Here is a 25,945-nt window from a genome sequence, read left to right on the forward strand (position 1 = left end):
GCTTTGCACGATACGGTTTTCATGTCTGTGTTCTAACAAAAGATAGAAGTATGATTGATATTGAAAAGTTTAAAACCAATGTGATTGATAAATATCAACCGTTATTAATAAACGAACTGACAAGTTATCTTGATAGTCAACGCGATTTTTTCGCTGACTATGAAATTCAGGTAATCGATTTTGAATTTAACCCTGATCATGCATGTGAGTTAATCATTAACTTCTTAGTTACAGGAGAAGACGCCTGGGAAGAGAAGGTGAAGAAAGATAGTGATTACTATACGACAGATTGGAAATTCTATTTATATAATGTGGATGTTTCACCCAGTGAAAAGCTTGAAGAAATATTAAGCACATTAAGTTTTGATTTAGCACCTTATCACGAAGGCCTTCCTGATGACACATGTTATGAGATGTTACATCGTATTTATGATCAGCTTTTCCTCATGGTATCTTCTATCGTGAAAACAGAATCTGTTTTGTCGGTTGTTCAACAATATAATTTATCTGAAGGTTTTAGAGTTCAGTTGATCGATTCAAGGAATGATAAAGATTACGGTGAATGAGATATTGTAAGAAATCATTTGTTGTTGTGTGATGAGGAAGCATCAGTGTCGAAGGAAATGATGAATATCAGAAAAGCCAAAACAACGGATTTAGCCGCATTACTGGCCTTGAATGAGCAAATAGGCATGCTTCATTTTGAGAATGCACCTGAAGCATTTACCAAGCCTTCTGATGCGGATAAGGAATTTTTAAAGCACGCTCTGAATGATCCGTCGAGGTTATTCTTGGTTGCAGAAACTGAGAATCGTGTTGTCGGTTTTCTCACGGCATGCATCACGAAGAATGAGGCGATTCCATTTCTTGTCCGCTGTCCGATCTGCCGTGTTGGGACGATCGTTGTTGATGAAAACTGCCGGACTGCCGGCGTTGGTACTGAACTGATGCAGGCCTGTAACCAATGGGCTAAAAGCCAGGGCGCGGCGCAAATCAGGCTTGAGGTGATGGCTTTTAACCAGCCAGCCCAACATTTTTATGAGAAGCTGGGGTTTAAGGCACAATCACACATGCTGTGTAAGATGGTCGGCGAATAAATCGTTCAAGAAGCGTACTTTATATTTCAGTTTGCAGCAGAAGCGCGGGCAATGCCTGGCTGATTGCAATCCTATTGCTCCATGGAGAAAGTTACATTGAAAAACGTTGAAGCGTATCTGGTGAATTCCTTTACCGTAAATGGAACCGGAGGCAATCCTGCAGGTGTGGTGTTGCACGCTGATGACTTAACTCGCCAGGAAAAATTAATCATTGCACAAGCGGTTGGTTATTCTGAAACAGCCTTTGTGTCTCAGGATAATGAAGCCGACTTTGCGTTATCCTTTTTTACGGTGACGGGTGAAGTGGATTTTTGTGGCCACGCAACCTTAGCTGCTTTTTCAGCACTGTACCACAAAGGATTCGTAACCGAAGGGCAATATATTCAACGGACGAAAGCCGGCTTGCTTCACGTCACAATTGAGCCTCTGGGGCATATCGTGATGGCGCAGGCGTCACCTGAATACCTGGGTGAATTTAATCCTGAGACGATATCGGCGCTCATTGGCATTGATAAAACGGTTCTTGAATCGACACAGTTACCGCACGAAGTGATTTCAACCGGCTTACCTGATCTGATTGTTCCTGTACCACATGGGTATCTGGACAAAATCCAAGTGAATGAAACGTTATTATCTGACTTCTGTAAAGCGCATGATCTTGTGAGTCTTCATGCTTTCGAATTGTGTGAGAAAGACAGTGGCTTGACGGCCAGTTGCCGAAATTTTGCACCTTTGTTTGGCATTCCGGAAGAGTCAGCCACGGGCAGTGCCAGTGGCGCACTGGCATGTTATTTAACCAAGCACTGTCATGGTGAGCATTCGAATGATTTCATTTTCGAACAAGGGCGGGCAATGAACTGTGTTTCCAGAATTACAGCGACTGTTGAGTCGGACGATCAGACCGTGATCAAAGTCAGGGTCGGTGGTGAAGCCCACGCGTTTGGAATGCAGTCAATTTCTGTGTGATAAGCCATTCAAGCAGGTTCGTCACCTTTGGCAAGCAGGGTGATTAGATACGAATGAAATGGCGGGAAGGGGAAATCGTGGATGATACAAAGCTGTTTGAGTGCGCGAGGCCTGAGTTTATTACCAGGCTGAATGTGACGCGTATTGAAGACCAAGGGATGCTCCAGGTGAATCTACAAACTGAAAGTCAGCATTTGACACTTCATGGCTATGAAGCACTTGCCGACTCGGTGAGTGATATGCTGATGGCTGAGCTGATCGTGATTTCCGAAGTGCTGAATACAGGCCAGGAGTTTGGCACGATCAGAATTGAATGCTGGGTTGATGAAAGCTATTCGGTCTATTGGTGTGATTCTGCAAATTTTGAACAAACATAACAAAGTATTGAAACTGTAGTATTTAATCGAATAGCAATCTTCCCAAATGTAACAATTATATTGTCGGAATGATTGTTTCTGCTTTTATGTTCGTTTTAAAAGTATCTGTTGTTTTATTTGGATGTTCATTTTGAAAGGCAAGAGAAATAGAATAAAAAGAAAAGAAACAAATGGCTATCGAAAGCCTTCTGATTATGCTCATTTAAGTTCAAATGCTCGTTTTCGACTTTTATATACAAGACGACAGGTGAACAGTTCAAAAGAAGAACGTCTTTTAAAGTGGGCACAGAAAACTGAATCTTATAAGCTTCAACTTATCTACTATATAGGTGGCATAGGATCTTTTATGATATGGCCTGCTTTTGGATCAGGGGTAATTTCTTTATTCGGATTTATTCTTCTCGGTTATGTCGTATATCGATATATCCGGATGACATGGTCTTATGGAGAGCGGTTAACTTATGAGAGAGAGTATCCAGTCAAGACGATAACTGAAGTTCATCAAGAGTTAGTTCGGGATGGGCTATTGACGACTTTTTATTCTGTTGCTTTAACGATAGTCATGTACGTGTTGGTGAATGTCATGGGGTTGTGAATATAGCATAGACCCCAAGGACAATTTCAAACACGTACAAAAACAGGTCATGGTATGGCAGGTGAGAGAGTCAGATGACTGCCACCGTCGTTGGCATATACAGAATTAATGTTCGCTGTAATAGAAGAGGTTTTTTGTGAATCATCGCATTGTTTTCACGGGTGGACCCGGTGCCGGGAAAACCGCTGTGATCACCTATTTAAGACATTTGGGTTATCAGACAGCAAGTGAGGTGAGCCGTCAGGTCATATCGCCCGATAGGGCGGTGAGAAGTCACCTTAATCCATGTGATAACGACATGGTGAATTGCCTGCTATTCATGAACCTGAAATCAGATACCCTTCATGGTGCAGGGGTCGATGAATGGGATTTATGGCGGCGTTGTATTCGGGAGTAAGTACGTGCTACACCAAATAGAGATGTATCCATGTTCAACATGTCAGACGAAGTCTTGTCACATCATTGTTCTGATCAGAAATCCGAGCGCTTTTGCTGAATGCGCTTCTCATGATTCATGTTTGAGATGTTGAAAGCATGATCTTTCACCAAGAATGCTGAAAGCATCATTCTTGCAGGAAAACCATTTTGATATCTTCCGTTTGAAATGGTGATTGTTCGAGGGATCACTCGATCACTGGTGAATGAACAGTCCCTGTCGCACTCAAAAAGAATCAGTGAAGCAAGACAGCATACTCGGGGAAATTGCATGCTCCTCCTGAGATCAGTTGTGTGTTTTCTTTGGTTTTGAAAGGGTTGTCGTCGTCATGTCTAATCAATCTGGCTGGGAGCTATGGCCCAGCCAGATTCATCATTTTAGGCGCTCTATTCCACCACAACAATCCGCGGTGCACTTTTAGTGCGTGCTTTATGTGACTTACGCCGATCCCGCTCGGATGGACGATAGCCATGCGGATGAAAACGGAAACAGTCACGTCCGGCATCTTTACACTCGTATAAAGCGCGGTCAGCCCGATCAATCATGGCCATCAGGCTGTCACCCGGGGTAAAGGTCGCAATGCCGATACATGCCGTAATGGCAATTTGTGTATCTTCGATATCCGTTGATATTGCTAAATCACGGATCTCTTGCAGCATCCGGTCTGCGATTTTCTGTGCGGAAAACGTATCACAGTAGGGCAGGCACAGAATAAATTCCTCACCGCCGTAGCGGCCAAACAAGTCGGTTTTCCGGGAGGACTGTTGCAAATGGTCCGCAAATCCTCTGAGCACCTTATCCCCAATGCCATGTCCCCAGGAGTCATTGATACGTTTAAAGCGATCAATATCGAACAACAGCAGTGAGAATGGCTGGCGTTTTGCCTGACAGACATCCAGCGCTTTTTGCGCTTGCTGCATCAGCATCCGTCGGTTGTAGATGCCTGTGAGCGGATCCAGTGTGGCTTGCCGGTAAAGGCGCATCAGCATGTAGAGTTTGGATAATTGTGACCAGATCACCATGATCGCCAGTACATTCTGAAGCCAGTAGTTGGCCAGCGTTTCCGGTGTGTGCAGGGTGCCTGCCTGAGCATCCACAATGATTTCTGTCACTGCTGTCAGAGCCAGCAAACACAGACTTTCTTTCAGAGTGATCGGCAGAATCGTCAGAATCGCAACATGCAGGATCGGGAGGAGTGTATAGCCATACTCAAAACCGCTATACACCTTCGGAAAGCCGAGCACCCAAATACAATAGCTATAGAACAGGTTCAGCCCGGTAACCAGAAGTACCAGGCACCACTGGGATTGCCGCAGTGTGGTGTGCGATTCATTGAAGCGCGCAATCAGAATCAGAAAAGTTGCCAGAATGAGCCGGGCAATGGCGATCCGTATTTCTTCGTTATCGTCCAGATAGAAGAAATCAAAAGGGATCCATGCAATGATCAGCACGGCCCAGACGATACACAGCAGAGAAATCCGGCTGCGCAGGTATCCGCTGCGAGTATTCTGAAAACTTTGACTGTGTGCTTTCGCGCTCCATAAATCAGGGACATAGAGTTTGAGAGACTGGCACAGTTGTCTGTGAAAACGGTTAAAAGTCGATATCATCTTTGCTTCCAGCTCAGCCGACATCTGTTGAAGAAAACAGACGGTCATCGTCCGTCATTATTATAATTGGACAATTATTCTACATGACTGCGCCTAAAACCGTGATCTTGGTTCATATACGGCGTGTGAAACGGTGTGAGTCGTTCGAAAAATTGTACGGAAAAATGACTGATGGCGGGCGTTTATCTGACTGAATTCTGCAATGGAATACAAAACAAGTCCCTTCAGCGATGCTCTCCGGCGCAGGGTTTCTCTGTGAATGTCTGATATAATGCCGCGGTTTTTTATCAGCCTTTTGTATTCATGATATTTATGACGATTGCTTATAGTACGTTCTTGATCCCTGCTTTATTGGGAGCACAACTGATTTTGACACTGGTTCTGACCCAAGGGGAAATCTGTCCCGGTCAGCGCGGGCGTGTGCACAAAACTTTTCCGATTCTACTGGTGGGGTGGTTACTGGTTACCATCGTTTCGCCTGTTGCGGTGCTCCCCCTGCTGGCTTTAGCCTGGTTTGCGTTTCAGGTGAAAACAGGAAAAACCCGGGATGCCGGCCCCTTATGGGCACTGTATACAGCATCAGTTCTGGCGGGTGTGTGCTGGCTGATGATGGCCTCTGAACGCACATTACCCGTTGCCGGAATGAGTTTTGTCGCCATTGCCTTACTGGGTTCGTTGCTGGCGCATGTGCTGCTGACCCAAGCCAGAACCCGGCTGCAAGCGTTCCACCGTGTGTTACCTGCGGTTGGATTACTGAGTGCCATGCTGAGTGTCTTGTTGCTGCTTTGGGTGCTTTATGGTCTGCCCGTATCCGTTGTAGAAGCGGACATGCTGGCAATTTGTGCAGCTTTGATGCTTCTGATTGCTGCCCAGGTGGTATGGGGCGGTCATATTTTGCTGAGCAAAACCGTCAACTTCTGGCAATTGCTCTGTGCTGCGCTGCTGCTGTCCGGCTCAGTTGGATTACAACTGTCGTTTATCTAAGGGGTTATATTCCGCATGCAGGCTCTGAGCGAAGTGTCTATGCTAAAAGCATGATGAAAAGCGAGGCTAGGCTTTACCTGTACGACTGGCTCTGAATGCAGCGCCATGCTTTGATTACGGGAAGTCAGTTTTGTCTGGCGGGTGGATATGCAGACGGCATTTTAGCCGGAGGAGGGCATGTGGAAATCAGCAACCTGCTCAGTATGGATGGCAATATTGTCCTGGGTATCGTGAATGAAAAGCTGCGCTTAGAGTGTGACACGATTGAAGAACTTGCCAGTCGTTATGACGTTGATCAGCAAGCGCTGCGGGACAAAATGGCAGCTTTGGGATTTCGGTACGATCCCCTGTCAAATCAGTTCAAGTAGCGGATTAGATTCAACCCAGGGCGCGAATACAGCGCCCTTGTTGTTTCAGGCGGCTTTGATGCCCTCCAGATGGGTCTGGCATTGCTGCCGGGCCGTGGCAAAAAAAGCCTGAAGATAATGCCTGTCGCGCTCTGATGCCCGAATCGCGGCATAGAGTCTGCGCCAGAGCCCTTTTCCGAGCGGTTTACTCACAATCAATCCCTGCCGGGCAAAATCATGAATGGCCCAATTCGGCAGTGCGGCAACACCTAACCCTGCCGAAACCATCTGCACCAGCATCAATGTATTGTCGGCCTGTTTCCACACCCGTGGCTCAATGCCGGCGGGTTGCAGAAAATGCTTCACGACATCCAGGCGGCTTTTATGCACCGGATAAGTCAGCATGGTCTGGCTGGCAAGATCGGTCGGTTTAATGGTGCCCAGCTCTGCCAGCGGAGACTGAGGCGACACCACCAAACGCATCTCAAAATCAAACAGAGGCTCATAATGCACTTCGGCGCGTGGATTGATATCTGAAGTGATCACCAAATCCAGCTCACCGGCTGCCAGCGCCGGAATGGGTTCGAAACTGAATCCGGACGAAAAATCCAGACTGACCGCAGGCCAGTGGATCTGATATTCCTTCAATGCCGGCATCAGCCACTGGAAACAGGAATGGCACTCGATGGCCATATGAAGCCGGCCTTTTGCGTCTTCCTTCAGATTCGCCAGTTCGTGTTCAGCGCGGACGATGCGGGGCATCAGGTCATCGGCCAGTTTCAGCAGAATATCGCCTTCCGCTGTGAATCTTACCGGCCGGGTCTTGCGCAGAAATAAGGGCGCACCAATCCGCTGCTCCAGATCTTTGATCTGATGTGAAAGCGCAGACTGTGTCAGGCACAAGGTATTCGCTGTTGCGGTCAGGGAGCCGGTATCTCTCAGCACGGCTAACGTGCGAAGGTGTTTAATTTCTATCATGTGTTCTCATCCCTGAAATGCTTTGTCCGTCAGAGTACTGGGAATTCAAAGCAGTGTAAACATCTAGACGTCTATAAATAATTACATTCGGGCTGAATTACAGCCGCATATTGAGAATAATTACTGATAAATTGGCAAATATTCAGTCGGTCACATACAACTAGGATGACACAGGTGAAACTTCAACATCGCAAGGGAAATCAATGAAGCAGCAACGTTTGACTGTGATGGGGTCATTGCTGGCAGCAGGACTGCTGCTGTCGGTTGCCCTGTGGTTTTTCTTTAGTCACCTTGAAACCAACCGGATCCAACGACAATTTCAGTCGGATGTGACGGAAACGGGTCATGCGTTTATTCAGGCCATGAACGCGCATTTTGAAGCGCTCTATTCATTGCAGTTAACGCTGGATACGCAGGGCATTCCCGATGCAGAAGGATTTGAGACTCTGACCGGCAAAATCCTTCGCCGTTACCCGGCGATTACCGCGCTGGAATGGATTCCGGAGGTGCCGCAGGAACAGCGTGAAGCCCATGAAGCTCAGGCGGCAAGATGGCTGCCGGGATACGTTGTGACGGAGCAGGTCGCTTCTGGCGAGCGTGTCGCTGCGGGAGAGCGAAGTGTGTACTACCCGGCACTGTATGTCGCACCGATGGCCGGCAATGAAGCTGTGATCGGATACGATCTGGGTGCGCATGCATTTCGCTTTGAAGCCGTTCAAAGGGCGCGGGACAGCGGCCGCCTTCAGTTAACGGTGCCTTTGCAATTGCGTCATCAGGGGGAATCGCAGGGGATTCTCAGCCTCTTGCCTGTGTATGAATTTCCGGAACCGATGTCCTCGGTTGAACGTCAGGAAAGCCTGATTGGTTTTGTCGGGGGCGTGTTCAGTCCGGCACATATTTTCCTGTCTTCTGCGGGCAATCAGGTTGCCCAGCCTTTTTCTTTTACACTGATTGATACGCTGGCCCCGGCGGGGAACCGGGTCGTTTTCAGCTTGGTTCCGGAAGCTGAAAAAGGGCTGGCCAGTCAGCAAACGCGTTTTCGTTACGTCCAGAAAGATCTCGCATCTGATCAGATCTCAGAAACCTATGACACTCGCTATCGATACGTTCATCAGGTACTGACCAAGGGCGGACGACGCTGGGTGATCGAAGCCGTGCCCCGGCTTGAGTATATTCAGGCACATGCTTCATTACTGCCCTGGTGGATATTCGGTGGGGTGAATGTGTTGTTCATCCTGGCTGCCACCGTCCTTTTCTTTGTGTTCAAACGGGATCAGCAGACGTATGAGCAACTGACGGCGCAACATGACAAGCTACGGGCCGTGAATGAAAAGCTGGAACGACTCAGCCTGAAAGATCCGCTGACCGGTATCGCTAACCAGCGTGCGTTTGAAGAAAGCCTGGATATCACGGTACGAATTGCCCGGCGGGATTTATCACCGATGGCGCTGCTGGTGATTCAGATTGATGATGTTGCGCTGTTCGCAAATCAGTTGTCGCCTGAGCAGTTTGAAGAGAGTGTGCGCCGGCTGGCGACAGAACTGAGCAGAACGCTGAAGCGTCCGGCGGATGTGCTGGCCCGCCTGGATGATGATCGTTTTGTGGCGATTTTACCCAACACGAATAATGGCGAAGTGGTGGCAAGGCAATTACGCACGGCGGCGGAACGCTTGAATTTGGCAGACCAGACGACGCATCCGTCTCCGTATCTCACGATTTCAATCGGAGCGCTGACGGTGTTTGATCTGGAAGGGTTGACGGCGGAAAGCGTGTTTCATCTTGCCGAATCGCAGCTTCAGGCAGCCCAGCAAGAAGGAAATCAGAAATTGAGTGTGCGGGTGATCAAACGGGAAACCTCAGTCGAGAAGGTGCTCGACTGAGGGATCAGATCTGGTAGATTACATGGACTGGGTGGCTTTAAAAGTCAGCGTGTGCTGCTGAGTCGTCAGCGTCAGAGTATTGCCGCTGATTTCCGCGTTGCTCCATTGGCTCAGTGTGTCACTCATCACGCGCTCCAGCTTCATGGCATCTTCCGGGCAGGCCATCATAGTCATGCCCATTTTTTCAATCCGGAATTTCCCGTCTTTCACTTCAGCACTGCCGAAGTAGCGGTTGCAGCCAGAGTGGCCGTGCGCCATGGTGGTGTTTTCAAACCCCAGAGTCGGCACCGCACCCATGGATGGAATGGTCACCGCCTGATTATCGATTTTCGTCAGTTCCCATTCATACTGTGTCAGATCATCCGATGACTTCGAGGTAGTGCTGCCGCCGGTCCCGGCGCAGGCAGATAAAAACAGGGCAGTGCCCATGGCTGTCAGCAGGTGTTTCTTCATTGGTTTTCCCCTGAGATGGATGAGAAATTTTTGACTTGCGGGAAGGCAAAAAATTCCGCGCGCAACTGATTTTATTGTAGAACCGATTTGCGCGCTGTTGGTTATTGATTCGAATCGTCTGATTTGACCATGTGTAAATGCACATCCTGCTGTGGGAAAGGAATGGTCAGCCCGGCCTGATCGAAACGGAGTTTGACCTCACGGGTGACATCCCAGTACACATCCCAATAGTCGTCGGTTTTCACCCAAGGGCGGACGATAAAGTCCACCGATGAGGCATTCAGTGTATGGAGTTTGATGGTTTTCTCCGGCGCCCGCAGGACAGCCGGGTGCTGGTCGATAATCTCATGTAAAACGGCTTCGGCTTTCTCAATGCTGTCGTGATAGCCGATGCTGAAGACCATATCGACCCGGCGCACACGTTCATGCGTCACGTTCTTGATGGTATCGCCCCAGATCTTGCTGTTCGGCACAATAATGATCTGGTTGTCAAAAGTTCGAATGGTGGTGTTCACCAGACTCATATGACTGACTTTCCCCGACACACCACCAGCTTCCACAAAATCACCGACATCAAAAGGTCGGTAAATCAGCAGCATCATGCCTGAGGCGAAGTTCGACAGCGTATCCTGCAATGCGAAACCGATAATCACACCCGCGACCCCGAAACCGGTCAGGACCGGCGCAAGGTTGAGTCCGATTTGAGACAGGGCAATCAGCAGGCCGATGAAAAAGACAGTCTTACCTGACATTGAAATAAAGAAGTCCTGCATCAACTGCGACATTTTCAGATTTGGCGAGGAGACGGCGCGTTTCACAACCCGGCGGGTCAGATTTTTCAGCAACCGGAAAATCAGAATCACCAGCACAAAAATGAAGACTTTGAACAGCACTTGCGGCGTGTTGTCGATCAGCCAGTTTTTGAGTTTTTCTGTCCAGGTGGAAAGAATGGAGTAGATCACCTGAACGTTCAGAATGTTATTGGTCAGATCGCCGGTGACTTCAAATTGCTGCATTTTATATGCTGAAGTATCGATCTGTGCCTTATCGCCTAAGGTGATCAGATAATTCAGGCGCTCTGTGTCGCTGGACACTTTGCGTTGTGCCAGAATATGCATCAGCTGCAGGGTGGCTTTTTCGCTTTCAGATGCCTCTTTCAGCTGTTTCGCCAGCACTCGTTCCTGCTGGTTGTTGTATTCCAGCGACGCGGAAACGAACTCAAGACGTTCTGAAATACGCTTCGATAGTTTTGCTTTCTCTTTTTCAGCCGGAATGCCCAGTTGCTCCAGCCAGAGATAGTTTTCCCACTGATCCCCCAGCATTTCCGCAGACAACAGGCGTTCTTCATTGAGTTGTTTCTGTTTCAGCAGTTGCTCTTCCTGAGGGGCTGCATCCATGACGCGTTCGTCGGATTTAATTTTTTCATTCAGATAGTTGTCCGCAGCGGCTGTGTAGCGGATCTGATGTTTGACAGACTGAATCAGTGTGTTTTCAGCACCTTCTGGCGGGGTATTCACCAATTCTCCGAGCAGCTCTCTTAAATCATTGTTTTTATTCAGCACCTGCATTCGCAGCACATCCCGGCTGGAACCGGCACGCTGCTGGCTGGCCTGGTACAGTTCGGTGACTTCCTGATTGAGCTGGGCGAGATCATCCAGTTTGCTGGGAGGACTTTCCGTTTGAGCCAGCGCGCTGACACTCCAGGTCAGGCAGATGAGGAGGCGTAAAAACTGACGTATCATTGAACATTTTTCCGGGTGAATAAAAAAACAAAACGCGGTCACCGGGGTGCCGCGAAACAATCAGGGTCTAGGGTGTCATATTTTTCAGCGTAAATCTTGCTGACACAAGAACTGATGTTGACCAAACTGCCAGCACCAGTCTGGTGTCCATTCTTCCTGATTCAGAATGATCAGCATAGGCCGTTTCACCTGATGCAGCATATACCAGAGCGCCGGGTAGTGTCGCTGGTCACAGATTAGCGTGTCGCAAGCCGAGACGGCGATTGTTTCCGCCAGCAACTGCTGGTGACTGTTTTGAGAATAAACAAACGACATCAGATGGTTGAGCCGGCAAAATGCGGCGAGTTGCTGAGAAACGATACGGGATGACTGGATAATGCCTGTCAGGCGCGGTTTTCTCTCCAGCGCGGATAACATGTCTATCCATGATCTTGCTTGTGAAATGACTTGGCTTTTTTGCATTTTAAACACCTGACTGCGAACAACGGCCTGGCTGGTTAATTCAGTGTTTAGTTGCAGTGTATGGCGGCTCTGAATCGCAAATGTCAGAGATGGGTAAAAAACATGCAAAAAAAAGCCCCCAGGTTCAGGGGGCAAATGTTTACCATCGCTTTTATTATCTTGGCGTTTCGAGGAAGGCAGGTGTTTCCTGCCCAAAACAAAGCGGACGGGCTGGATTAGCCGAAGTCACCGTTCACATAGCCACGGGTGCGATCATCGCGCGGGCTGTTGAACAGGGCGTGTGTATCGTCATGCTCGACTAATTCACCCATCAGGAAGAAGGCGGTGCGGTCTGAAATCCGGCGTGCCTGCTGCATGGAGTGCGTGACGATCACAATGGTGAAATCCTTTTTCAGTGACTCCATCAGATCTTCAATCTTCTTGGTGGCAATTGGATCCAGTGCTGAAGTCGGTTCATCCATCAGGATCACTTCCGGTTGCATGGCAATGGTGCGGGCAATACACAAACGCTGTTGCTGGCCACCTGACAGACCAAAGGCGTGGGATTTCAGGCGATCCTTCACTTCATCCCACAGCGCAGCACCGCGCAGGGACTTCTCGACGACTTCATCTAACTGCTTTTTGTCAGTCACGCCCTGGGCGCGCAGGCCGTAAGCAACGTTCTCGTAAATGCTCATCGGGAATGGGTTTGGTTTCTGGAACACCATGCCGACTTTGATACGCAGCTTGGACACATCGATGTTGCCATACACGTCTTCGTCGTCCATGGTCAGCTTGCCTTTGATTTTCACGCCTTCAATCAGGTCGTTCATGCGGTTCAGGCAGCGCAGCAGGGTGGATTTACCACAACCGGAAGGGCCGATCAGAGCCGTGACCTGACGGTTTGGAATCGGCAGATTAATTTTCTTCAGGGCCTGATTGTCGCCGTAAAACAGGTCCAGATTTTCAATGCTAAATTTGTTCATGTGTTTTTCCTCGAAATCAGTAAGTCGCCGTGTTGAAACGTTGTGCAATCAGCTTGGTGATCAGGTTAATGACCAGAACCACAACAATCAGAATGGTGGCCGTTGCGTAGGCCTGGTGCCATTCATGAATGGTGTAGAGTTCCTGAGTCAGTTTGTACAGGTGAACGGTCAGCGTCCGGCCGGAGTCCAGCAGACTTTCCGGAAGACGCGCCACCATACCTGCTGTCATGAAGACCGGCGCTGATTCACCGATGACACGACCTACACTGAGGATGATAGAAGTGACAATACCTGGCATTGCACTGGGCAGAATCAAACGCCAGATGGTGTAAATTTTAGAAGCACCCAGACCGTAAGAACCTTCGCGATAAGTTTGCGGCACAGCCATCAGGGCTTCTTCTGTGGTACGGATAATGACGGGCAGAATCAGGATACTCAGCGTCAGCGCACCCGACAGAATCGAGAAACCGAATCCCAGAACGACGACAAAGAACGTCATCCCGAACAGACCGTAAATAATGGACGGAATTCCGGCCAGTGACTCGGTACAGAAGCGGATCACTTTCACCAGACGGCTGCCGACTTTGGCGTATTCGGTCAGATAAATGGCCGTCATAATGCCGAGTGGTGCAGCGACCAGAATCGATGCCAGCACCATATAAATGGTGGAGACAATCATCGGCCAGATCCCGGACTCTTCGCCCAGCGTGGTGTAGTTGCTGGAGATAAACGTCCAGTCTACATAGGACAGGCCGTTGCTCAGAATGTACCAGACCACCCACAGCAGAAAGCCCACAGTGATGGTGGCGCACGTCCAGATCACGCCCAGATAAATTTTGTCTTTCAGGTTTTGTTTTGCAGGATTACCGGCCTGCTGAATGAAATTCGAATTTGAAACAGTCATTGTGATTACCTCGCACGCTCACGGTTCAGGTAGAGCAGGGCCGCATTCAGCATCATGATAAACACCAGCAGGACAATGCCTGTGGCATACAGTGCGCTGGCATGGATACCGGTGGCGTAGGACATTTCGATCGCAATGTTTGCAGTCAGGGTCCGGGCGGAGTCAAGAATACCGCGTGGCAGTGCCGGAGAGTTCCCCATCACCATGATGATCGCCATGGTTTCACCCAGCGCCCGGGCAATCCCCAGAATCACACCGGTCATGATGCCTGAACGTGCTGCTGGCACCAGCAGTTTGAAAATGGTGAAAATGTGCGAGGCACCCAGTGCCAGCGAGCCTTCTTTATAGCTACGCGGCACTGCACGAATCGAGGTTTCTGAAACCGTGATCACCGTGGGCAGGATCATCACTGCCAGCACGATAATCCCGGCCAGAACTGTATTCCCGGCCGGAACTTCAAAGACGTTCTGAATCAGGGGAACGATAATCACCAGGCCGAAGAAACCGTAAACCACAGAAGGGATGCCAGCCAGCAGTTCCACCATCGGGCGAATGATATCCGCGACGCGCTTCGGCGCGATTTCAGCAATGAAGATAGCGGTCATCACACCCACAGGGACACCCAGAATCACCGCGCCTGCTGTCGAGACAACAGAAGCGACGATCATCGGGAAAATACCGAACAATGCAGGTGGTAGCCACTCATCACCCAGAACAATCCCGCCAACCCCGGCTTCTGCAAACGCGGCATAGCCTTCACGGAAAATAAAATAGGCAATCGTGATCAGAGAGAGAATGCCCAGAACGGCACTCGCCATAAACAGATACTTAAAAAAGAGTTCACGCCAGTCGATTTTGTCCGCGGCTTTCAGTGCGGCTTTTTTATTGGCGCTCTCAAGGTTGTTCGCGATGGTCATCATGCTTACTCCAGATCCTGAAGAAAATCATTCAGGTACTGAGGAATCAAAATATCCGGCCTGAAGGTCAGGCCGGACAAAAGGTATGGCAATTAGTGCGTTGCAATGAAGCCTTTGTCAGCAACAATTTTCTGAGCGTCAGCAGTTTTGATCCAGTTCAGGAAATCCAGCGCTGCTTTCGAAGGGCGGCCTTCTTTATAAACGACCAGGAATGGACGCTGAACTGAGTAGTCACCGGCTTTGATGGCTTCAACAGATGGCTGATGACCTTCAATCGACAGTGGCTTCACAGAGTTGTCGACAGAGCCCAGAGAGATATAGCCGATTGAGAATGGGTTGCTGGCAACCATGGTTTTCAGCTGACCATTGCCGCTGGCAACCTGAGCACGCTGAGAAATGGCAGAAACACTTTTACCGTTCACTTTACGCTTCAGTGACATGATGTCTTCGAAGGCGCCACGGGTACCCGAAGCAGTATCACGGGTTGCAACCACGATTGGCTTGTCTTCACCGCCAACTTGCTTCCAGTTGGTGATTTCGCCTTTATAGATTTGAGAAACTTGTTCTTTCGTCAGGTCTTTGACTGGGTTGGAGTTGTGAACCACAACGGCGATACCGTCACGTGCAATCACAACTTCTTGAATGTCAGCTGCTTTTTCAGATGACTTGAGATCACGTGAGCTCATCCCCAGGTCAGCAGAACCGTCGTGCGCTGCACGAACGCCGGCAGATGAACCCGGGCCTTGCACTTCAACAACAACGTCATGCGTTTTTGCATAAGTTTCGCCAAAAACTTCCATCAGTGGGCTTACAGAAGATGAACCGACCACTGACACGGTTTCAGCCGCCATGGCCGGGTTGAAAATCATTGAGCCTGCTACTGCGATTGCGCCGAGAACCTTTGCTTTCATTTTCCTAATCCTTTCGATTTTGGCGTGTTTGCCAATCATGTGTTTAACGAACGAGGCACAGGTTAGGAGAGTTTTATGACAGGTCTGTTACAGAATGTTGAACACTCTATGAACGTCGGATCAAGTGGCTGATACATAGCGTAAAAGCTTGAAATAGCGGGAGTTAAGATTTCGAAAATGAAATTAACTATGCCTCACGGCGATAATCAAAGCCAAAAAGAGCGAAGATTTTTGGGATGAATCTCTCGCCATCACGGACCGCAAAACTACATCGCCGCTGATTTATTTCACTTCAATGACACTTGTGCTGATGCCAGAAAGCATGAAATAGAGCGTGTGTCAGACCCATGTTCACAGGACTCACGAAGATATGTGCTCTATTTTATATGAAATTGTACACACTGATGAGGTGGAGGGGGTGTTGATTTTCAAGTCAAACTTAAACCTCCTGATAAGTTTTATGCAAAAATTTGAGCGTAAGTGGCATTATAGCATTCTTTTTTCAGCATTTTATTGCCTTTAGTGTTCAATTTGTGAATAGTTTGTGAACACTACTATCAGTCAATCGGTTGTTGGGATACTTTCATGCAGTTAAGTCATTTATCGATTCGCAACAAAATTCTTGTGCTCGGCAGTGCGGTCTCTTTGTTGTTCGTGATTGCCATGCTTTTCATCAAATCGGCCAATGATCGGATTGGCAATAACTTCAATCAGTTCTATCAGCATAATTATCAGGTGTCGTTATTGATCGGTCAGATTCGTCAGGCGCAGGCAGACATCATTGGCAACGTCAGAGGGTTGCAGGTGGTGTATCTGCTCGGTCTGCTGGAACAGGTGCCAGAGTTTCGTGCAATTATCGACGAAAACACGTCCAAAACTCCTGAGCTGGTGAAGGCACTGAAGGCCAATTACAGTGGCGATCCCCGGTTACTGAACTCATTTGAAGACAAACTCCAGACCTACCAGAACAATACCTGGCAGTTTGTCAGCGACATGGAAAGCTCGCCCAATCATCAGGCCCCTTATCCGGTGTTCAGAGCCTTTGTCGATAGTTATGCAGCGCTGAATCTTCAGTTTGACCAGATAGAACAGGCCAGTAATGACCGGGCCGTTCAGGCCAATGCCGACACTGTAGCGGCCATCAGTAACGCCAATATCGTCTTCTATATTTCTATTTTACTGGCTGTGGTGATTGCTTTTGTGCTGAGCCAATGGATCGCGGGTGGACTGGTCAAAGGGATCAACCGGGTGAAAGCAACTGCGGAAGCGCTGGCAAGCGGTCATCTGGATGTCTTGTCGGATGTCCCCGGAAAAGATGAAGTGTCTGTGCTGAGCCGTGCCATCGACAGTACAGTCCAGCGCCTGAAAAACACCGTGGGCGGCATTGTCAGCTCCAGTACTCTGGTGGCGGAGAACAGCCGGATCCTTCAGGAAGCCAACAACAATATTCAGGTTGCTGCCGGGGAAGTGTCGGAACATACCATTCTGGCGGTCACCGCGATTGAAGAGTTGTCGACAACCAGTAAGAGCATTGCTTCCAACACCTCAGATTCTGCCCGAGCTTCCGATCAAATGATGGGACTGGCCCAGCGGGGGATTGAGTCCTCCAATCATACCCAGTCCGTCGTGCAGCGCTTGGTGTCCACCTTGCAGGAAACGTCCGGTGTGGTGAATGACCTGCATGGCGAATCCAGAAAAATTGAAAGCATTCTGGAAGTGATTCGCGGGATTGCGGAACAAACGAACCTGCTGGCACTGAACGCCGCCATTGAAGCCGCGCGTGCCGGAGAGCAGGGCCGTGGTTTTGCTGTGGTCGCCGACGAGGTTCGCGGCCTGGCACAACGCTCTCAAACTTCGGTGAATGAAATCGAGCAGATGCTGACTCAGCTGCAACAGGCATGCGGCAGTGCTGTCGATATGATGGCCGACAGCACATCAGAGGCGGATCAGGCAGAATCCCGCATGGCTGAAACCAATCAGCTGCTGGCCGACATCATGAACATGATCCATGAAGTGAATGAACAGACCCAGCAAATCGCCACGGCTGCTGAAGAGCAGAGCGCAGTGGCTGCGGATATCAGCCAGAATATTCACACAGTCCAGGCCCTGTCGGATAAAACCTCAGCCATTGCGTCCGATACGGTTCAGTGCAGTGACGACATGCAGCGCGTCAGCCAGGACGTGAGACAGCAGGTGAGCTTCTTTCAGGTTAAATGATTGTAAAATCAAAAATAACAAACCCGCCAAATGAAGTGTCATTGGCGGGTTTTTTCTTTACCTGTAAGACCTAAAGGCATTACTGATATTAGTGCTCGCCCCTCAAAATGACTGTCTTAAGGGTGAGAAATGAGCGCTGGTTAACACTTTCAGGTGAGCATTTATTCTTGTTGATTGAAATATTATGCATCCGGGTGAGCATATTTACTCACCCGTGCATGATCATCCATTCTATCCTCGGTGGGTCAGTGTGCCACTTCGTCGACGAGATACAGAATCGACTCGTAGGGAATACCGCTGTGGTGCGATAAGCCAATTTCACAGGTTCGGCTGTTACTGAAGCCCCGAGTGCATTCATCCGGGATTTGCGCTTTCAGGGGCGACAGGGATGCCGCGTTCAGCTCGGGGGTTGTAAAGCCTTTATCACCGGCCCAGCCGCAGCACTGAATATGTTCCGGCACAACCACTCGGCTGGCACAGGCATTGGCCAGCTCTACCATTTCATGTTCCAGCCCCATGCGGCGGCTGCTGCAGGTGATATGGAGCATGATGGTTTCCTGTTTTCGTTTCAGCGTCAGATGCGGCATCAGATAGTGCAGCACTAGACCGACCGGCTCAACAATGTGCATGAGTTTGGTGAAGTGTTCCAGACTGCGCTTGGCACAGGGGCTGGTATCAATCAGCACCGGGTAGCGGCCATGCTGACTGGCTTCCCAGAGCGAATCCTCGAGCTGACTGATTTTCTGATGGGCTGGCTCCTGCATCCCTTTGCTGTCGTAGGGCATCCCGCAGCAGAGATCATTGACTGTTTCCGGGATGATCACATCAAAGCCGGCCTTCTCAATGAGTGACAGTGTCACCTCTGTCAGGGAGCGCGTGTCCGGGTTGTCAGATTGCTGGCCCATGGTCCGGCTGGCGCAGGACGGCAGGTAGACAATCTTTCGCTCGCCGTGCGACTGAGTGCTGCTCGCCTGACTGAGTGGATGCCGGTTCATCGTGGGCAGCTCGGGCAGCCATTGTGGCGTCCGGCCCTGGCTCAGACGATGGAGGCGATCGCTGATCCGGGTCAGACGTGCTTCACCCAGCAGGGACTGCGCCGAGTGTGCGCTGCCCAGTCCGGTTTTCACCAGTCGGGTGGTGGTGGCGAAATGATTGGCCGTCCAGCGGGCAATGGGTGTAAAACGCTGATATTTTTCGGTGCGCAGCTGCTTGATTAAATCCCCGGTATTGATGCCAACCGGGCAACGTTCTGCGCAGAGCCCGGTTGCAGCACAGGTGTCGATCCCCTGATAATTGAAGACTTCCTCCAGTGCTTTGGCTTCAGCGGTTTGGCCTTGTCTGCGGCGATGCTGCAGCTCCCGGTACAACACAATGCGCTGTCGCGGGGAGAGAGACAACGTCCGGGACGGACAGACCGGTTCACAAAAACCACATTCAATACAGCGATCAACCCGTGGATCTGCAGCGGGCATCGGCTTCAGGTGAGTGATATGCGCTTTGGGATTGTCGTTGATAATGACGCCGGGATTGAGCAGGCCTTGCGGATCGAACACACGCTTGATGCGTTGCATCAGCTGATATGCATCTTTTCCCCATTCCAGTTCAACGTACGGGGCCATGTTCCGGCCAGTCCCGTGCTCGGCTTTCAGTGAGCCCTGATATTTCACGGCCACGAGTTCCGCAACAGCATCCATCAACGCGCCATAGCGATCAATTTCTGTCTGCGTATCGAACCCCTGCGTAAAGACAAAGTGCAGGTTGCCTTCCAGCGCATGACCGAAAATGATGGCTTCGTCATAGCGAAACTGTTCAAACAGGGCCTGTAAATCCCGGACGCCTCTGGCGAGATCGGCCACCGGAAATGCAACGTCTTCAATGATGACCGTGGTGCCGGTTTCCCGCACAGCCCCTACCGCAGGGAACATGCCTTTCCGGATCGCCCAGAGTGTGTTCACCGTGGTGGGTTCCGAGGTGAAGGGCACGGACTCAATAATGGTGAATGCGGCCATGCTGTGCATGATGGTTTCGCATTGACTGAGCAACGCTTCTTCAGAACCTGCACGGCTTTCCACCAGCAAGGCCGCCGCTTCCAGATCCAGCCGGGCGATAAACTCGGGCATGCCGGGTTTGTCCGCGACCGACCGCATGGCCCGGCCATCCATCATTTCCACGGCAGAAACAGGTGTTCTGGCCAGCACAGCGGTGGCTTCGCTGGCTGCTTCAATACTGCCGAACACCAGCAGGGCAGAGGCCTTGTGCGGATGTTCTTCAACGGTGTTGTAAGTGATATCGGCAATGAACCCCAAGGTGCCTTCAGAGCCAATCATCAGGTGTTCAATGATGTCGATGGGATCCTGAAAATCCGTCAGCGCATTGAGGGCATAGCCTGTGGTGTTTTTCAGGCGATATTTATGCTGAATCTTTTCTTTCAGTGCCGGATTGGCCTGAATATCGTCCCGCAGGGCTTCAATCTCGCCCAGCAGGTGCGCATGACTCTGGCGAAAGGCTGCGGTACTGGCTTCATCCCGGGTATCCAGCACGGTCCCGTCCGTGAGCAGCAGAGTCATGCCATTCACAGTCCGAAACGAGTTTTGCGCCGTCCCGCAGCACATGCCGCTGGCATTATTGGCCGCGATACCGCCGATCTTACAGGTGTTGATCGAGGCCGGGTCCGGGCCGATTTTACGCCCGAACGGGGCCAGGTAACGGTTGGCATCGGCACCAATCACGCCCGGCTGAAGTGTGATTTTCAGGCCATTTGCTTCAATGTGATGCCCGCGCCACTGATCGCTCAGTGTGATGAGCACAGAATCAGACACGGCCTGTCCGGACAAACTGGTGCCCGCTGCGCGATATGTGTAGGGAAGGTGCAGCTCGGCACAGAGAGCGATAACCTGCTGAACCTGAGACAGATTGTCTAACCGGAGTACGATTTGGGGCACCATCCGGTAGAAACTGGCATCGGTGCCATAGGCGAGTCGTCTGGCTTCATCGGTGATGATTTGTGTGGCGTCCAGAACAGGTTCAAGGCGCGAAAGGAGTTGCTGGTGAATGTCTGTCATAGTTGCCCTTGCTCGGAGGCTGAAATCAGTGAAATGCTTTGTTTTTATTCATGAAACATCAGGATGGTTCAAGTGTAGCGTTTGATCACCTGCAGCGGCTGTTTGTGATCTCAGCTTTTCATGTTTGGGGTGCTTTTGTGAATCGGTTGTGAACCCTATCGCTTTCTTTTCTTGCAATAAATGGAAATAATGAAATTCATTCCTTCCAAATTTGATTGAATTCGATGATAAAAACAGATGATCTGATCCTGTTCGTTCAGGTGGTCGAAGATGGCTCTTTCAGCAAAGCGGCCGAAAATCTGGGGATCACCGGGTCTATAGTGAGTAAGCATATTGCCCGGCTGGAAGATGAACTTGGCGTACAGCTTCTTTTTCGGACCACGCGCAGCATCCGCCTGAGTGAAGCCGGTAAAGTGCTGTATCAGGGGGCAAAGCATGTGAAACAGGCCGCTGCAGAAGCGGTGGATGCCGTGAGCGGGTTTGGCGAAAGTCTGAGCGGACACGTGAAGATGTCGGTGCCGACGATTTCCGGCGAATTACTGCTGGCAGAAGCTGTCGCGGGGTTTTGTCATCAGCATCCGAAAATTACCATTGAAATGTCGATGGAAAACCGTTTTGTCGATGTGGTCGGCGAGGGATATGATCTGGTGATCCGCACCGGGTATCTGGAAGATTCCAGCCTGATTGCCCGGCACCTGATTGACTCACAGTGGGTGGTTTGTGCCTCCGGGGCGTATTGCCGCCGCGAGGGCAAACCGGTGTCCCCGGAAGACCTACTCCACCACAATTGTCTGCAGTATGCTTATCAGTCGACGGGCGCAGCCGAATGGCAGTTTCTGGATGAGCAGGGACAGGGATATACCCTGAAAATCAGCGGGAACTTCACGACAGATAATGCCGCCGCGTTGCGAAAAGCGACGCTGGCAGGGTATGGCATTGCTTATATGCCGCGTTGTCTGGTGTATCACGATCTGATGGCGGGCACGCTGGTGGATTTGATGCCGAACCGGGTCGGGAAAAGGTTAGGGATCTATGCGGTCTATCCGTTTACCCGGCAACCGTCACAAAAAATTCGCATGCTGATCGAGCATCTCCGGCAAGCCTATCAGGCGATTTCTCATTATTTTTAAAGACAAAACCGATTTGATTGTGATCTGCCTCCTATAATTGAGTGTAAATGTACTGGGGGGCAGAGCATGAATTGGTATTTATATGCGCTGAAAAAGTACGCGGTGTTTTCAGGACGCGCACAACGACAGGAATACTGGTACTTCTTCCTGATCAATCTGGTGATTACGCTGGCGCTGGGGGTTGTGGATCATCTGTTGCAGACCCCCGGTGTTGAGGAGGGAACAGGGATGCTGGGTGGCATCTATTCACTTGCCGTGTTGCTGCCTTCTCTGGCCGTCGGCGCACGACGATTGCATGACATTGGCCGCTCTGGCTGGTGGATGCTTCTGGTGCTGGTGCCGATTCTTGGCTTCATCGTGCTGGTGATCTTTTTTGTACAGGACGGTCAGCCCGGTGAGAACGAATATGGCCTGAATCCCAAAGAAGACCCGGGGATGGGGCGGATATCGGTGTAGTCCGCTGTGCGGCAACGGATACGTCTTGTAACAGACGGAGGCTTATCCGGTTCGACAGGTTCGTGTTATCTTGCCTTCCGTTTGAAACTTTTACGGCGCGTCTGCGTCCAACGGCTATCGTTTCCGGTTCACCATTGACATGCAGAGATTGTTGCAACATCCGACAAATGCCCGCTACGCCCTGATGCTGACGCTTTGGGTGATTTTGGTGTGTCTGACGAAAAATCTCGGTCTGCTGTCCATGTGTCCTAATGGGGGGGCTGCAATACAGCATGTGGCGATGGTGCAGCAGGACGCGAAGACTTCCGAGGCCACTTCAGCGTCTGAATGTGAGCTCTCCAGCCAGTTAGTGCAGATGCAATGGCAACAGCTGGATTTATTCTTCCTGCCGGTGCTGGGTCTGTTGCTGCTGATTGCCGGACTCTTTGGTGCCAGCCGGATATCTCCGCCGCCTTTTCGGGAGCCGAAGGTTCCCAAACGACGATTACACCTTCAGTTTTGTACTTTCCGTGAATGACAGATCCGTCTCCTGAACCCTTCAGAGAATGTGTCTTGTGAATTCATATAGGAAAGAAAATGCGAAGTAACTCTATCTTAACATCACGCCTGTTCCGCTTCGGGTGGATGGGCCTGTGTCTGTTTTTTGCTGCAGTCATTCAGGCGGCGCCAGTCAGTACGCCCTGGTTGAGCGATCCCAAACATCCCCCCGTGGAAACACGTTTTGTGCTGACGGGCCAGACTGACCCGTCGCAGGGCACGGTGGCCGGTTATCTGGAAGTCCGGTTAGCCAAGGGCTGGAAAACCTACTGGCGATCCCCGGGTGAAGGCGGTGTCGCGCCCACGATGAACTGGCAGGATTCTGCCAACCTGCGCGATCTGTCCTGGCACTGGCCAGCGCCGGAGCGTTATGACGTGCTCGGTGTGGAAACCATCGGTTATGCCGGGGATGTGATCTTCCCGATGACACTGACGGTCGAAGACTTTTCGCAACCAGTGATTCTGCTGGCAAACCTGAGTTTGTCATCCTGCTCCACCGTTTGTGTGATCACCGATTATCCAGTTGATCTGTCATTTATTCCGTCGGAACTACAGCCATCCGGTCCTGAAGTCAGCCGCTATGCACAGGCGATGAGTCTGGTCCCGGCGGCGCCTGCCGCGCCTGAATCGGTTCGGGCCATCTGGGATGCACAGCAGCAACAGTTGCAAGTGACGCTGACCAGCCCGCAAGGCTGGCAAGCGCCGGATGCTTTTATCGATGGTGATACCGACGCCGTGAAAGACAGCAGCTTCGCCAAACCCAGTATGCAAATCGACGGGAATACGCTGACGGCGGTCTTTCGTGTGTCCAGCTGGTTTGGTGAACCCAATCTCAGTGGGCAGTCTGTCCGGCTGACTGTGAAAGATCAGGCCATGCTGGCTGAATACCCGGTCCAGGTTGAAGCCGGGCGCATTCAATCAGCGACACAAACCAGTGTGCTGGTGATGTTTGGTCTGGCGCTGGTTGGCGGGTTGATTCTGAATATCATGCCCTGTGTTTTACCGGTACTGGGGATGAAGCTGTCAACTGTGCTGACCGCAGAACATCAGGAAAAGCGTCAGATTCGATGGCAGTTTCTGGCATCATCTGGCGGGATTGTCAGTGCTTTCTGGCTGATTGCGCTGGTGCTGGGGGGGCTGAAATTGTCCGGCCAGGTGATTGGCTGGGGCATCCAGTTCCAGAGTGCAGGCTTTCTGGCGCTCATGGCGGGCATGACCTTGATTTTCGGCGCTAACATGCTGGGCTTGTTTGAGATTCGTTTACCCTCTGGACTCAGCACCTGGCTGGGCACCCGGAACGGAAATGGCTACAGCGGACATTTCGCGCAAGGGATGTTTGCAACGTTTCTGGCGACCCCGTGTTCGGCGCCATTTCTGGGCACGGCGGTAGCTTTTGCGCTGGCGGGCAGTTATCTGCAACTGGCGTTGATCTTTACCGGTCTGGGGCTCGGCATGGCACTGCCTTGGATTGTGATTGCGGTGTTCCCGGCTCTGGTGCGCCTGTTCCCTAAACCCGGTGCCTGGATGGGGAAAATGAAGGTCGTGTTTGGCCTGATGATGCTGGCGACCACAGTCTGGCTGCTGACGTTGTTGTCTCCCCACTGGCCGATCTGGTTCTTGTGGCTGACCGGACTCGTGGCGGTTGCCGGGATTCTCTGGCGTAGCGTGCGCGTTTATGGCGGAAAACCGGTCGGAGTTCTGAGCAGTGTTTTCCTGCTGGGCGGGGCAGCCGTGCTGCTGATGGGCAGTATGACGGCTGATCGATGGGCCACACCATTGCCACCGGAACTCGAATGGCAACCGCTGTCGGTTCAGACCATTGATCAGGCCGTTGCGCAGGGGAATACCGTGTTTGTGGATGTCACTGCGGATTGGTGTATCACCTGTAAAGCGAACAAAATCAGAGTGCTGTTGCAGCAACCTGTTTATGACGCACTTCAGCAACCGGGCATGGTCCGGATCCGTGGCGACTGGACCATCCCGAATGATACGGTCACGTCGTATTTACAATCCTATGGACGATTTGGCGTGCCGTTTAATATTGTGTACGGACCCGCGGCCCCGGAAGGGATCCCGCTGCCCGTGATTTATACCAGTGAACAAGTGATGCAGGCCATTGAGCAGGCCAAAGGAGAGGCGGAACATGGCTGAGCAAACGACATCGAAAGCGAAGGGCTGGAAAAAGTGGCTCAGGGAGATTGCGTTTTTTTCCGTGCTGCTGACGGCGGTGACCGTGGCGGCCGATCTCTGGCGAAGCCAGTCTGTACCGGATGATGTGCCATTTACGCTGAAGACGACAGATATTCACGGCCAGCCAGTTGATCTGGCTGCGCTGAGTCAGGACCAGCCCGTGCTGGTCTATTACTGGGCCACCTGGTGTGGTGTCTGCCGTTTTGTGACGCCGAGTGTCAACTGGCTGAGCCAGTATTATCCGACGGTCGGGATATCGCTCTCATCCGGACCGGATGAAAAGTTGCAGCGATATTTCGATCATAAAGCGCTGGATTTTCCGAATGTGAACGATCCAAACAATGTGCTGGGCCGCCAGTGGGGTGTGGCTTTCACCCCAACGATCTTCATCGTCCGGGATGGCAAAGTTGAATCCATCACCAGTGGTATCACCACGCCAATGGGGATGCTTGCGCGTCTCTGGCTGGCCTGAGGTGGGTTTTATCATTTTAATCAATTGGTGATCTGGGTTCCCGCTCTTGCGGGAATCCATCGAGCGCCGGGCTCAAAGCGCGTTCAAAACATCATTGAACAGATCAAGTCACAGCCAAGTTCAGCCATTCGGCAGTATTGTTCACAGTACCCAGACGAGGCTCCGGCGCATTAACGTCATTGGGTTCCCGCCTGCGCGGGAACGACGAATGATTTTAAATTCATCATAATACCGCCACTTTCGCGCAGGCGGTTATC

General features: G+C 50.9%; 25 protein-coding genes. 15 read left to right on the forward strand and 10 right to left on the reverse strand.

The features are described from left to right. The first annotated feature begins 50 nt into the window (after positions 1-50). From Q4579_RS14260 to Q4579_RS14285, 6 genes are all read left to right on the forward strand, one after another. Positions 51-566, forward strand: a complete 516-nt coding sequence (locus Q4579_RS14260; protein WP_303565150.1) for a hypothetical protein — start codon at positions 51-53, stop codon at positions 564-566. 60 nt (positions 567-626) lie between these two features. Beyond that, positions 627-1,097 (forward strand): GNAT family N-acetyltransferase, encoded by a 471-nt coding sequence (locus Q4579_RS14265; RefSeq protein WP_303565187.1) that lies wholly within the window; start codon positions 627-629, stop codon positions 1,095-1,097. Between the two features lie 96 nt (positions 1,098-1,193). Continuing rightward, on the forward strand, positions 1,194-2,063 hold the full coding sequence (locus tag Q4579_RS14270) for a PhzF family phenazine biosynthesis protein (RefSeq protein WP_303565151.1): 870 nt from the start codon (positions 1,194-1,196) through the stop codon (positions 2,061-2,063). A 77-nt stretch (positions 2,064-2,140) separates the two neighbouring features. After that, positions 2,141-2,440 carry a hypothetical protein gene (locus Q4579_RS14275; protein WP_303565152.1) on the forward strand — a complete coding sequence of 100 codons (300 nt, stop codon included), beginning with the start codon at positions 2,141-2,143 and terminating at the stop codon, positions 2,438-2,440. Positions 2,441-2,570: 130 nt separating this feature from the next. Further along, complete coding sequence (locus Q4579_RS14280) at positions 2,571-3,035, forward strand: hypothetical protein (protein ID WP_303565154.1); 465 nt, start codon at positions 2,571-2,573, stop codon at positions 3,033-3,035. 136 nt (positions 3,036-3,171) lie between these two features. Next, positions 3,172-3,432 carry an AAA family ATPase gene (locus tag Q4579_RS14285; protein ID WP_303565155.1) on the forward strand — a complete coding sequence of 87 codons (261 nt, stop codon included), beginning with the start codon at positions 3,172-3,174 and terminating at the stop codon, positions 3,430-3,432. Positions 3,433-3,857: 425 nt separating this feature from the next. On the opposite strand, the gene Q4579_RS14290 is transcribed toward Q4579_RS14285, so the two are convergent. Continuing rightward, the gene (locus Q4579_RS14290) at positions 3,858-5,081 is read right to left on the reverse strand and encodes a GGDEF domain-containing protein (protein WP_303565156.1); all 1,224 of its coding nucleotides are present in this window, start codon (positions 5,079-5,081) and stop codon (positions 3,858-3,860) included. A 312-nt stretch (positions 5,082-5,393) separates the two neighbouring features. On the opposite strand from Q4579_RS14290, the gene Q4579_RS14295 reads away from it, so the two are divergent. Further along, a complete protein-coding gene (locus Q4579_RS14295; RefSeq protein ID WP_303565158.1) occupies positions 5,394-6,065 on the forward strand; it encodes a hypothetical protein in 672 nt (223 codons plus the stop codon). 179 nt (positions 6,066-6,244) lie between these two features. Further along, positions 6,245-6,433: a DUF4250 domain-containing protein gene (locus Q4579_RS14300; protein WP_211645396.1), complete on the forward strand. Its 189-nt coding sequence runs from the start codon at positions 6,245-6,247 to the stop codon at positions 6,431-6,433. 45 nt (positions 6,434-6,478) lie between these two features. Here Q4579_RS14300 and metR read toward each other — a convergent pair whose 3' ends face one another. Then, a complete protein-coding gene (metR, locus tag Q4579_RS14305; protein WP_303565159.1) occupies positions 6,479-7,390 on the reverse strand; it encodes an HTH-type transcriptional regulator MetR in 912 nt (303 codons plus the stop codon). Positions 7,391-7,593: 203 nt separating this feature from the next. On the opposite strand from metR, the gene Q4579_RS14310 reads away from it, so the two are divergent. Continuing rightward, positions 7,594-9,270: a CHASE domain-containing protein gene (locus Q4579_RS14310; protein WP_303565162.1), complete on the forward strand. Its 1,677-nt coding sequence runs from the start codon at positions 7,594-7,596 to the stop codon at positions 9,268-9,270. A gap of 18 nt (positions 9,271-9,288) precedes the next feature. Here Q4579_RS14310 and Q4579_RS14315 read toward each other — a convergent pair whose 3' ends face one another. From Q4579_RS14315 to Q4579_RS14345, 7 genes are all read right to left on the reverse strand, one after another. Beyond that, a complete protein-coding gene (locus Q4579_RS14315) occupies positions 9,289-9,723 on the reverse strand; it encodes an META domain-containing protein (RefSeq protein WP_303565164.1) in 435 nt (144 codons plus the stop codon). Positions 9,724-9,824: 101 nt separating this feature from the next. After that, positions 9,825-11,465, reverse strand: coding sequence for a mechanosensitive ion channel family protein (locus Q4579_RS14320; protein WP_303565165.1), 1,641 nt, complete (start codon positions 11,463-11,465; stop codon positions 9,825-9,827). Between the two features lie 84 nt (positions 11,466-11,549). Beyond that, positions 11,550-11,927 (reverse strand): hypothetical protein, encoded by a 378-nt coding sequence (locus Q4579_RS14325; RefSeq protein ID WP_303565166.1) that lies wholly within the window; start codon positions 11,925-11,927, stop codon positions 11,550-11,552. Between the two features lie 215 nt (positions 11,928-12,142). Beyond that, positions 12,143-12,892 carry a phosphate ABC transporter ATP-binding protein PstB gene (gene pstB / locus Q4579_RS14330; RefSeq protein WP_303565167.1) on the reverse strand — a complete coding sequence of 250 codons (750 nt, stop codon included), beginning with the start codon at positions 12,890-12,892 and terminating at the stop codon, positions 12,143-12,145. A 16-nt stretch (positions 12,893-12,908) separates the two neighbouring features. Continuing rightward, complete coding sequence (pstA, locus tag Q4579_RS14335; protein WP_303565169.1) at positions 12,909-13,796, reverse strand: phosphate ABC transporter permease PstA; 888 nt, start codon at positions 13,794-13,796, stop codon at positions 12,909-12,911. A 5-nt stretch (positions 13,797-13,801) separates the two neighbouring features. Further along, entirely contained in the window at positions 13,802-14,713 is a 912-nt protein-coding gene (pstC, locus tag Q4579_RS14340) for a phosphate ABC transporter permease subunit PstC (RefSeq protein ID WP_303565188.1), read from the reverse strand. A 92-nt stretch (positions 14,714-14,805) separates the two neighbouring features. Then, complete coding sequence (locus Q4579_RS14345) at positions 14,806-15,624, reverse strand: phosphate ABC transporter substrate-binding protein (RefSeq protein ID WP_303565171.1); 819 nt, start codon at positions 15,622-15,624, stop codon at positions 14,806-14,808. A gap of 585 nt (positions 15,625-16,209) precedes the next feature. Between Q4579_RS14345 and Q4579_RS14350 the strand changes: the two genes are divergently transcribed. Beyond that, entirely contained in the window at positions 16,210-17,841 is a 1,632-nt protein-coding gene (locus tag Q4579_RS14350; RefSeq protein WP_303565173.1) for a methyl-accepting chemotaxis protein, read from the forward strand. Between the two features lie 245 nt (positions 17,842-18,086). On the opposite strand, the gene Q4579_RS14355 is transcribed toward Q4579_RS14350, so the two are convergent. Further along, positions 18,087-20,903 (reverse strand): FAD-binding and (Fe-S)-binding domain-containing protein, encoded by a 2,817-nt coding sequence (locus tag Q4579_RS14355; protein WP_303565174.1) that lies wholly within the window; start codon positions 20,901-20,903, stop codon positions 18,087-18,089. Positions 20,904-21,130: 227 nt separating this feature from the next. Between Q4579_RS14355 and Q4579_RS14360 the strand changes: the two genes are divergently transcribed. The 5 genes from Q4579_RS14360 (at position 21,131) to Q4579_RS14380 (ending at position 25,688) form a co-directional block, all read left to right on the forward strand. Further along, entirely contained in the window at positions 21,131-22,033 is a 903-nt protein-coding gene (locus tag Q4579_RS14360) for a LysR family transcriptional regulator (RefSeq protein ID WP_303565189.1), read from the forward strand. A gap of 66 nt (positions 22,034-22,099) precedes the next feature. Next, positions 22,100-22,489 carry a DUF805 domain-containing protein gene (locus Q4579_RS14365; protein WP_303565175.1) on the forward strand — a complete coding sequence of 130 codons (390 nt, stop codon included), beginning with the start codon at positions 22,100-22,102 and terminating at the stop codon, positions 22,487-22,489. Positions 22,490-22,640: 151 nt separating this feature from the next. Beyond that, complete coding sequence (locus Q4579_RS14370) at positions 22,641-23,006, forward strand: hypothetical protein (RefSeq protein ID WP_303565177.1); 366 nt, start codon at positions 22,641-22,643, stop codon at positions 23,004-23,006. A gap of 59 nt (positions 23,007-23,065) precedes the next feature. Continuing rightward, complete coding sequence (locus Q4579_RS14375; protein ID WP_303565178.1) at positions 23,066-25,177, forward strand: protein-disulfide reductase DsbD; 2,112 nt, start codon at positions 23,066-23,068, stop codon at positions 25,175-25,177. Further along, entirely contained in the window at positions 25,170-25,688 is a 519-nt protein-coding gene (locus tag Q4579_RS14380; protein ID WP_303565179.1) for a protein disulfide oxidoreductase, read from the forward strand. The genes Q4579_RS14375 and Q4579_RS14380 overlap by 8 nt, the downstream gene beginning before the upstream one ends. Positions 25,689-25,945: the final 257 nt, after the last annotated feature.

The organism is Photobacterium sp. 1_MG-2023, assembly GCF_030547945.1.
Taxonomy (GTDB): Bacteria; Pseudomonadota; Gammaproteobacteria; order Enterobacterales; family Vibrionaceae; genus Photobacterium.

Excerpts from the sequence above, each read along its gene's own strand:
- Q4579_RS14260 (WP_303565150.1), top strand. The coding sequence starts at position 51 with ATGATTGATATTGAAAAGTTTAAAACCAATGTGATTGATAAATATCAA.
- Q4579_RS14265 (WP_303565187.1), top strand. The coding sequence starts at position 627 with ATGAATATCAGAAAAGCCAAAACAACGGATTTAGCCGCATTACTGGCC.
- Q4579_RS14290 (WP_303565156.1), bottom strand. The coding sequence starts at position 5,081 with ATGATATCGACTTTTAACCGTTTTCACAGACAACTGTGCCAGTCTCTC.
- Q4579_RS14295 (WP_303565158.1), top strand. The coding sequence starts at position 5,394 with ATGACGATTGCTTATAGTACGTTCTTGATCCCTGCTTTATTGGGAGCA.
- metR (WP_303565159.1), bottom strand. The coding sequence starts at position 7,390 with ATGATAGAAATTAAACACCTTCGCACGTTAGCCGTGCTGAGAGATACC.
- Q4579_RS14310 (WP_303565162.1), top strand. The coding sequence starts at position 7,594 with ATGAAGCAGCAACGTTTGACTGTGATGGGGTCATTGCTGGCAGCAGGA.
- Q4579_RS14315 (WP_303565164.1), bottom strand. The coding sequence starts at position 9,723 with ATGAAGAAACACCTGCTGACAGCCATGGGCACTGCCCTGTTTTTATCT.
- Q4579_RS14320 (WP_303565165.1), bottom strand. The coding sequence starts at position 11,465 with ATGATACGTCAGTTTTTACGCCTCCTCATCTGCCTGACCTGGAGTGTC.
- Q4579_RS14325 (WP_303565166.1), bottom strand. The coding sequence starts at position 11,927 with ATGCAAAAAAGCCAAGTCATTTCACAAGCAAGATCATGGATAGACATG.
- pstB (WP_303565167.1), bottom strand. The coding sequence starts at position 12,892 with ATGAACAAATTTAGCATTGAAAATCTGGACCTGTTTTACGGCGACAAT.
- pstA (WP_303565169.1), bottom strand. The coding sequence starts at position 13,796 with ATGACTGTTTCAAATTCGAATTTCATTCAGCAGGCCGGTAATCCTGCA.
- pstC (WP_303565188.1), bottom strand. The coding sequence starts at position 14,713 with ATGACCATCGCGAACAACCTTGAGAGCGCCAATAAAAAAGCCGCACTG.
- Q4579_RS14345 (WP_303565171.1), bottom strand. The coding sequence starts at position 15,624 with ATGAAAGCAAAGGTTCTCGGCGCAATCGCAGTAGCAGGCTCAATGATT.
- Q4579_RS14350 (WP_303565173.1), top strand. The coding sequence starts at position 16,210 with ATGCAGTTAAGTCATTTATCGATTCGCAACAAAATTCTTGTGCTCGGC.
- Q4579_RS14355 (WP_303565174.1), bottom strand. The coding sequence starts at position 20,903 with ATGACAGACATTCACCAGCAACTCCTTTCGCGCCTTGAACCTGTTCTG.
- Q4579_RS14365 (WP_303565175.1), top strand. The coding sequence starts at position 22,100 with ATGAATTGGTATTTATATGCGCTGAAAAAGTACGCGGTGTTTTCAGGA.
- Q4579_RS14375 (WP_303565178.1), top strand. The coding sequence starts at position 23,066 with ATGCGAAGTAACTCTATCTTAACATCACGCCTGTTCCGCTTCGGGTGG.
- Q4579_RS14380 (WP_303565179.1), top strand. The coding sequence starts at position 25,170 with ATGGCTGAGCAAACGACATCGAAAGCGAAGGGCTGGAAAAAGTGGCTC.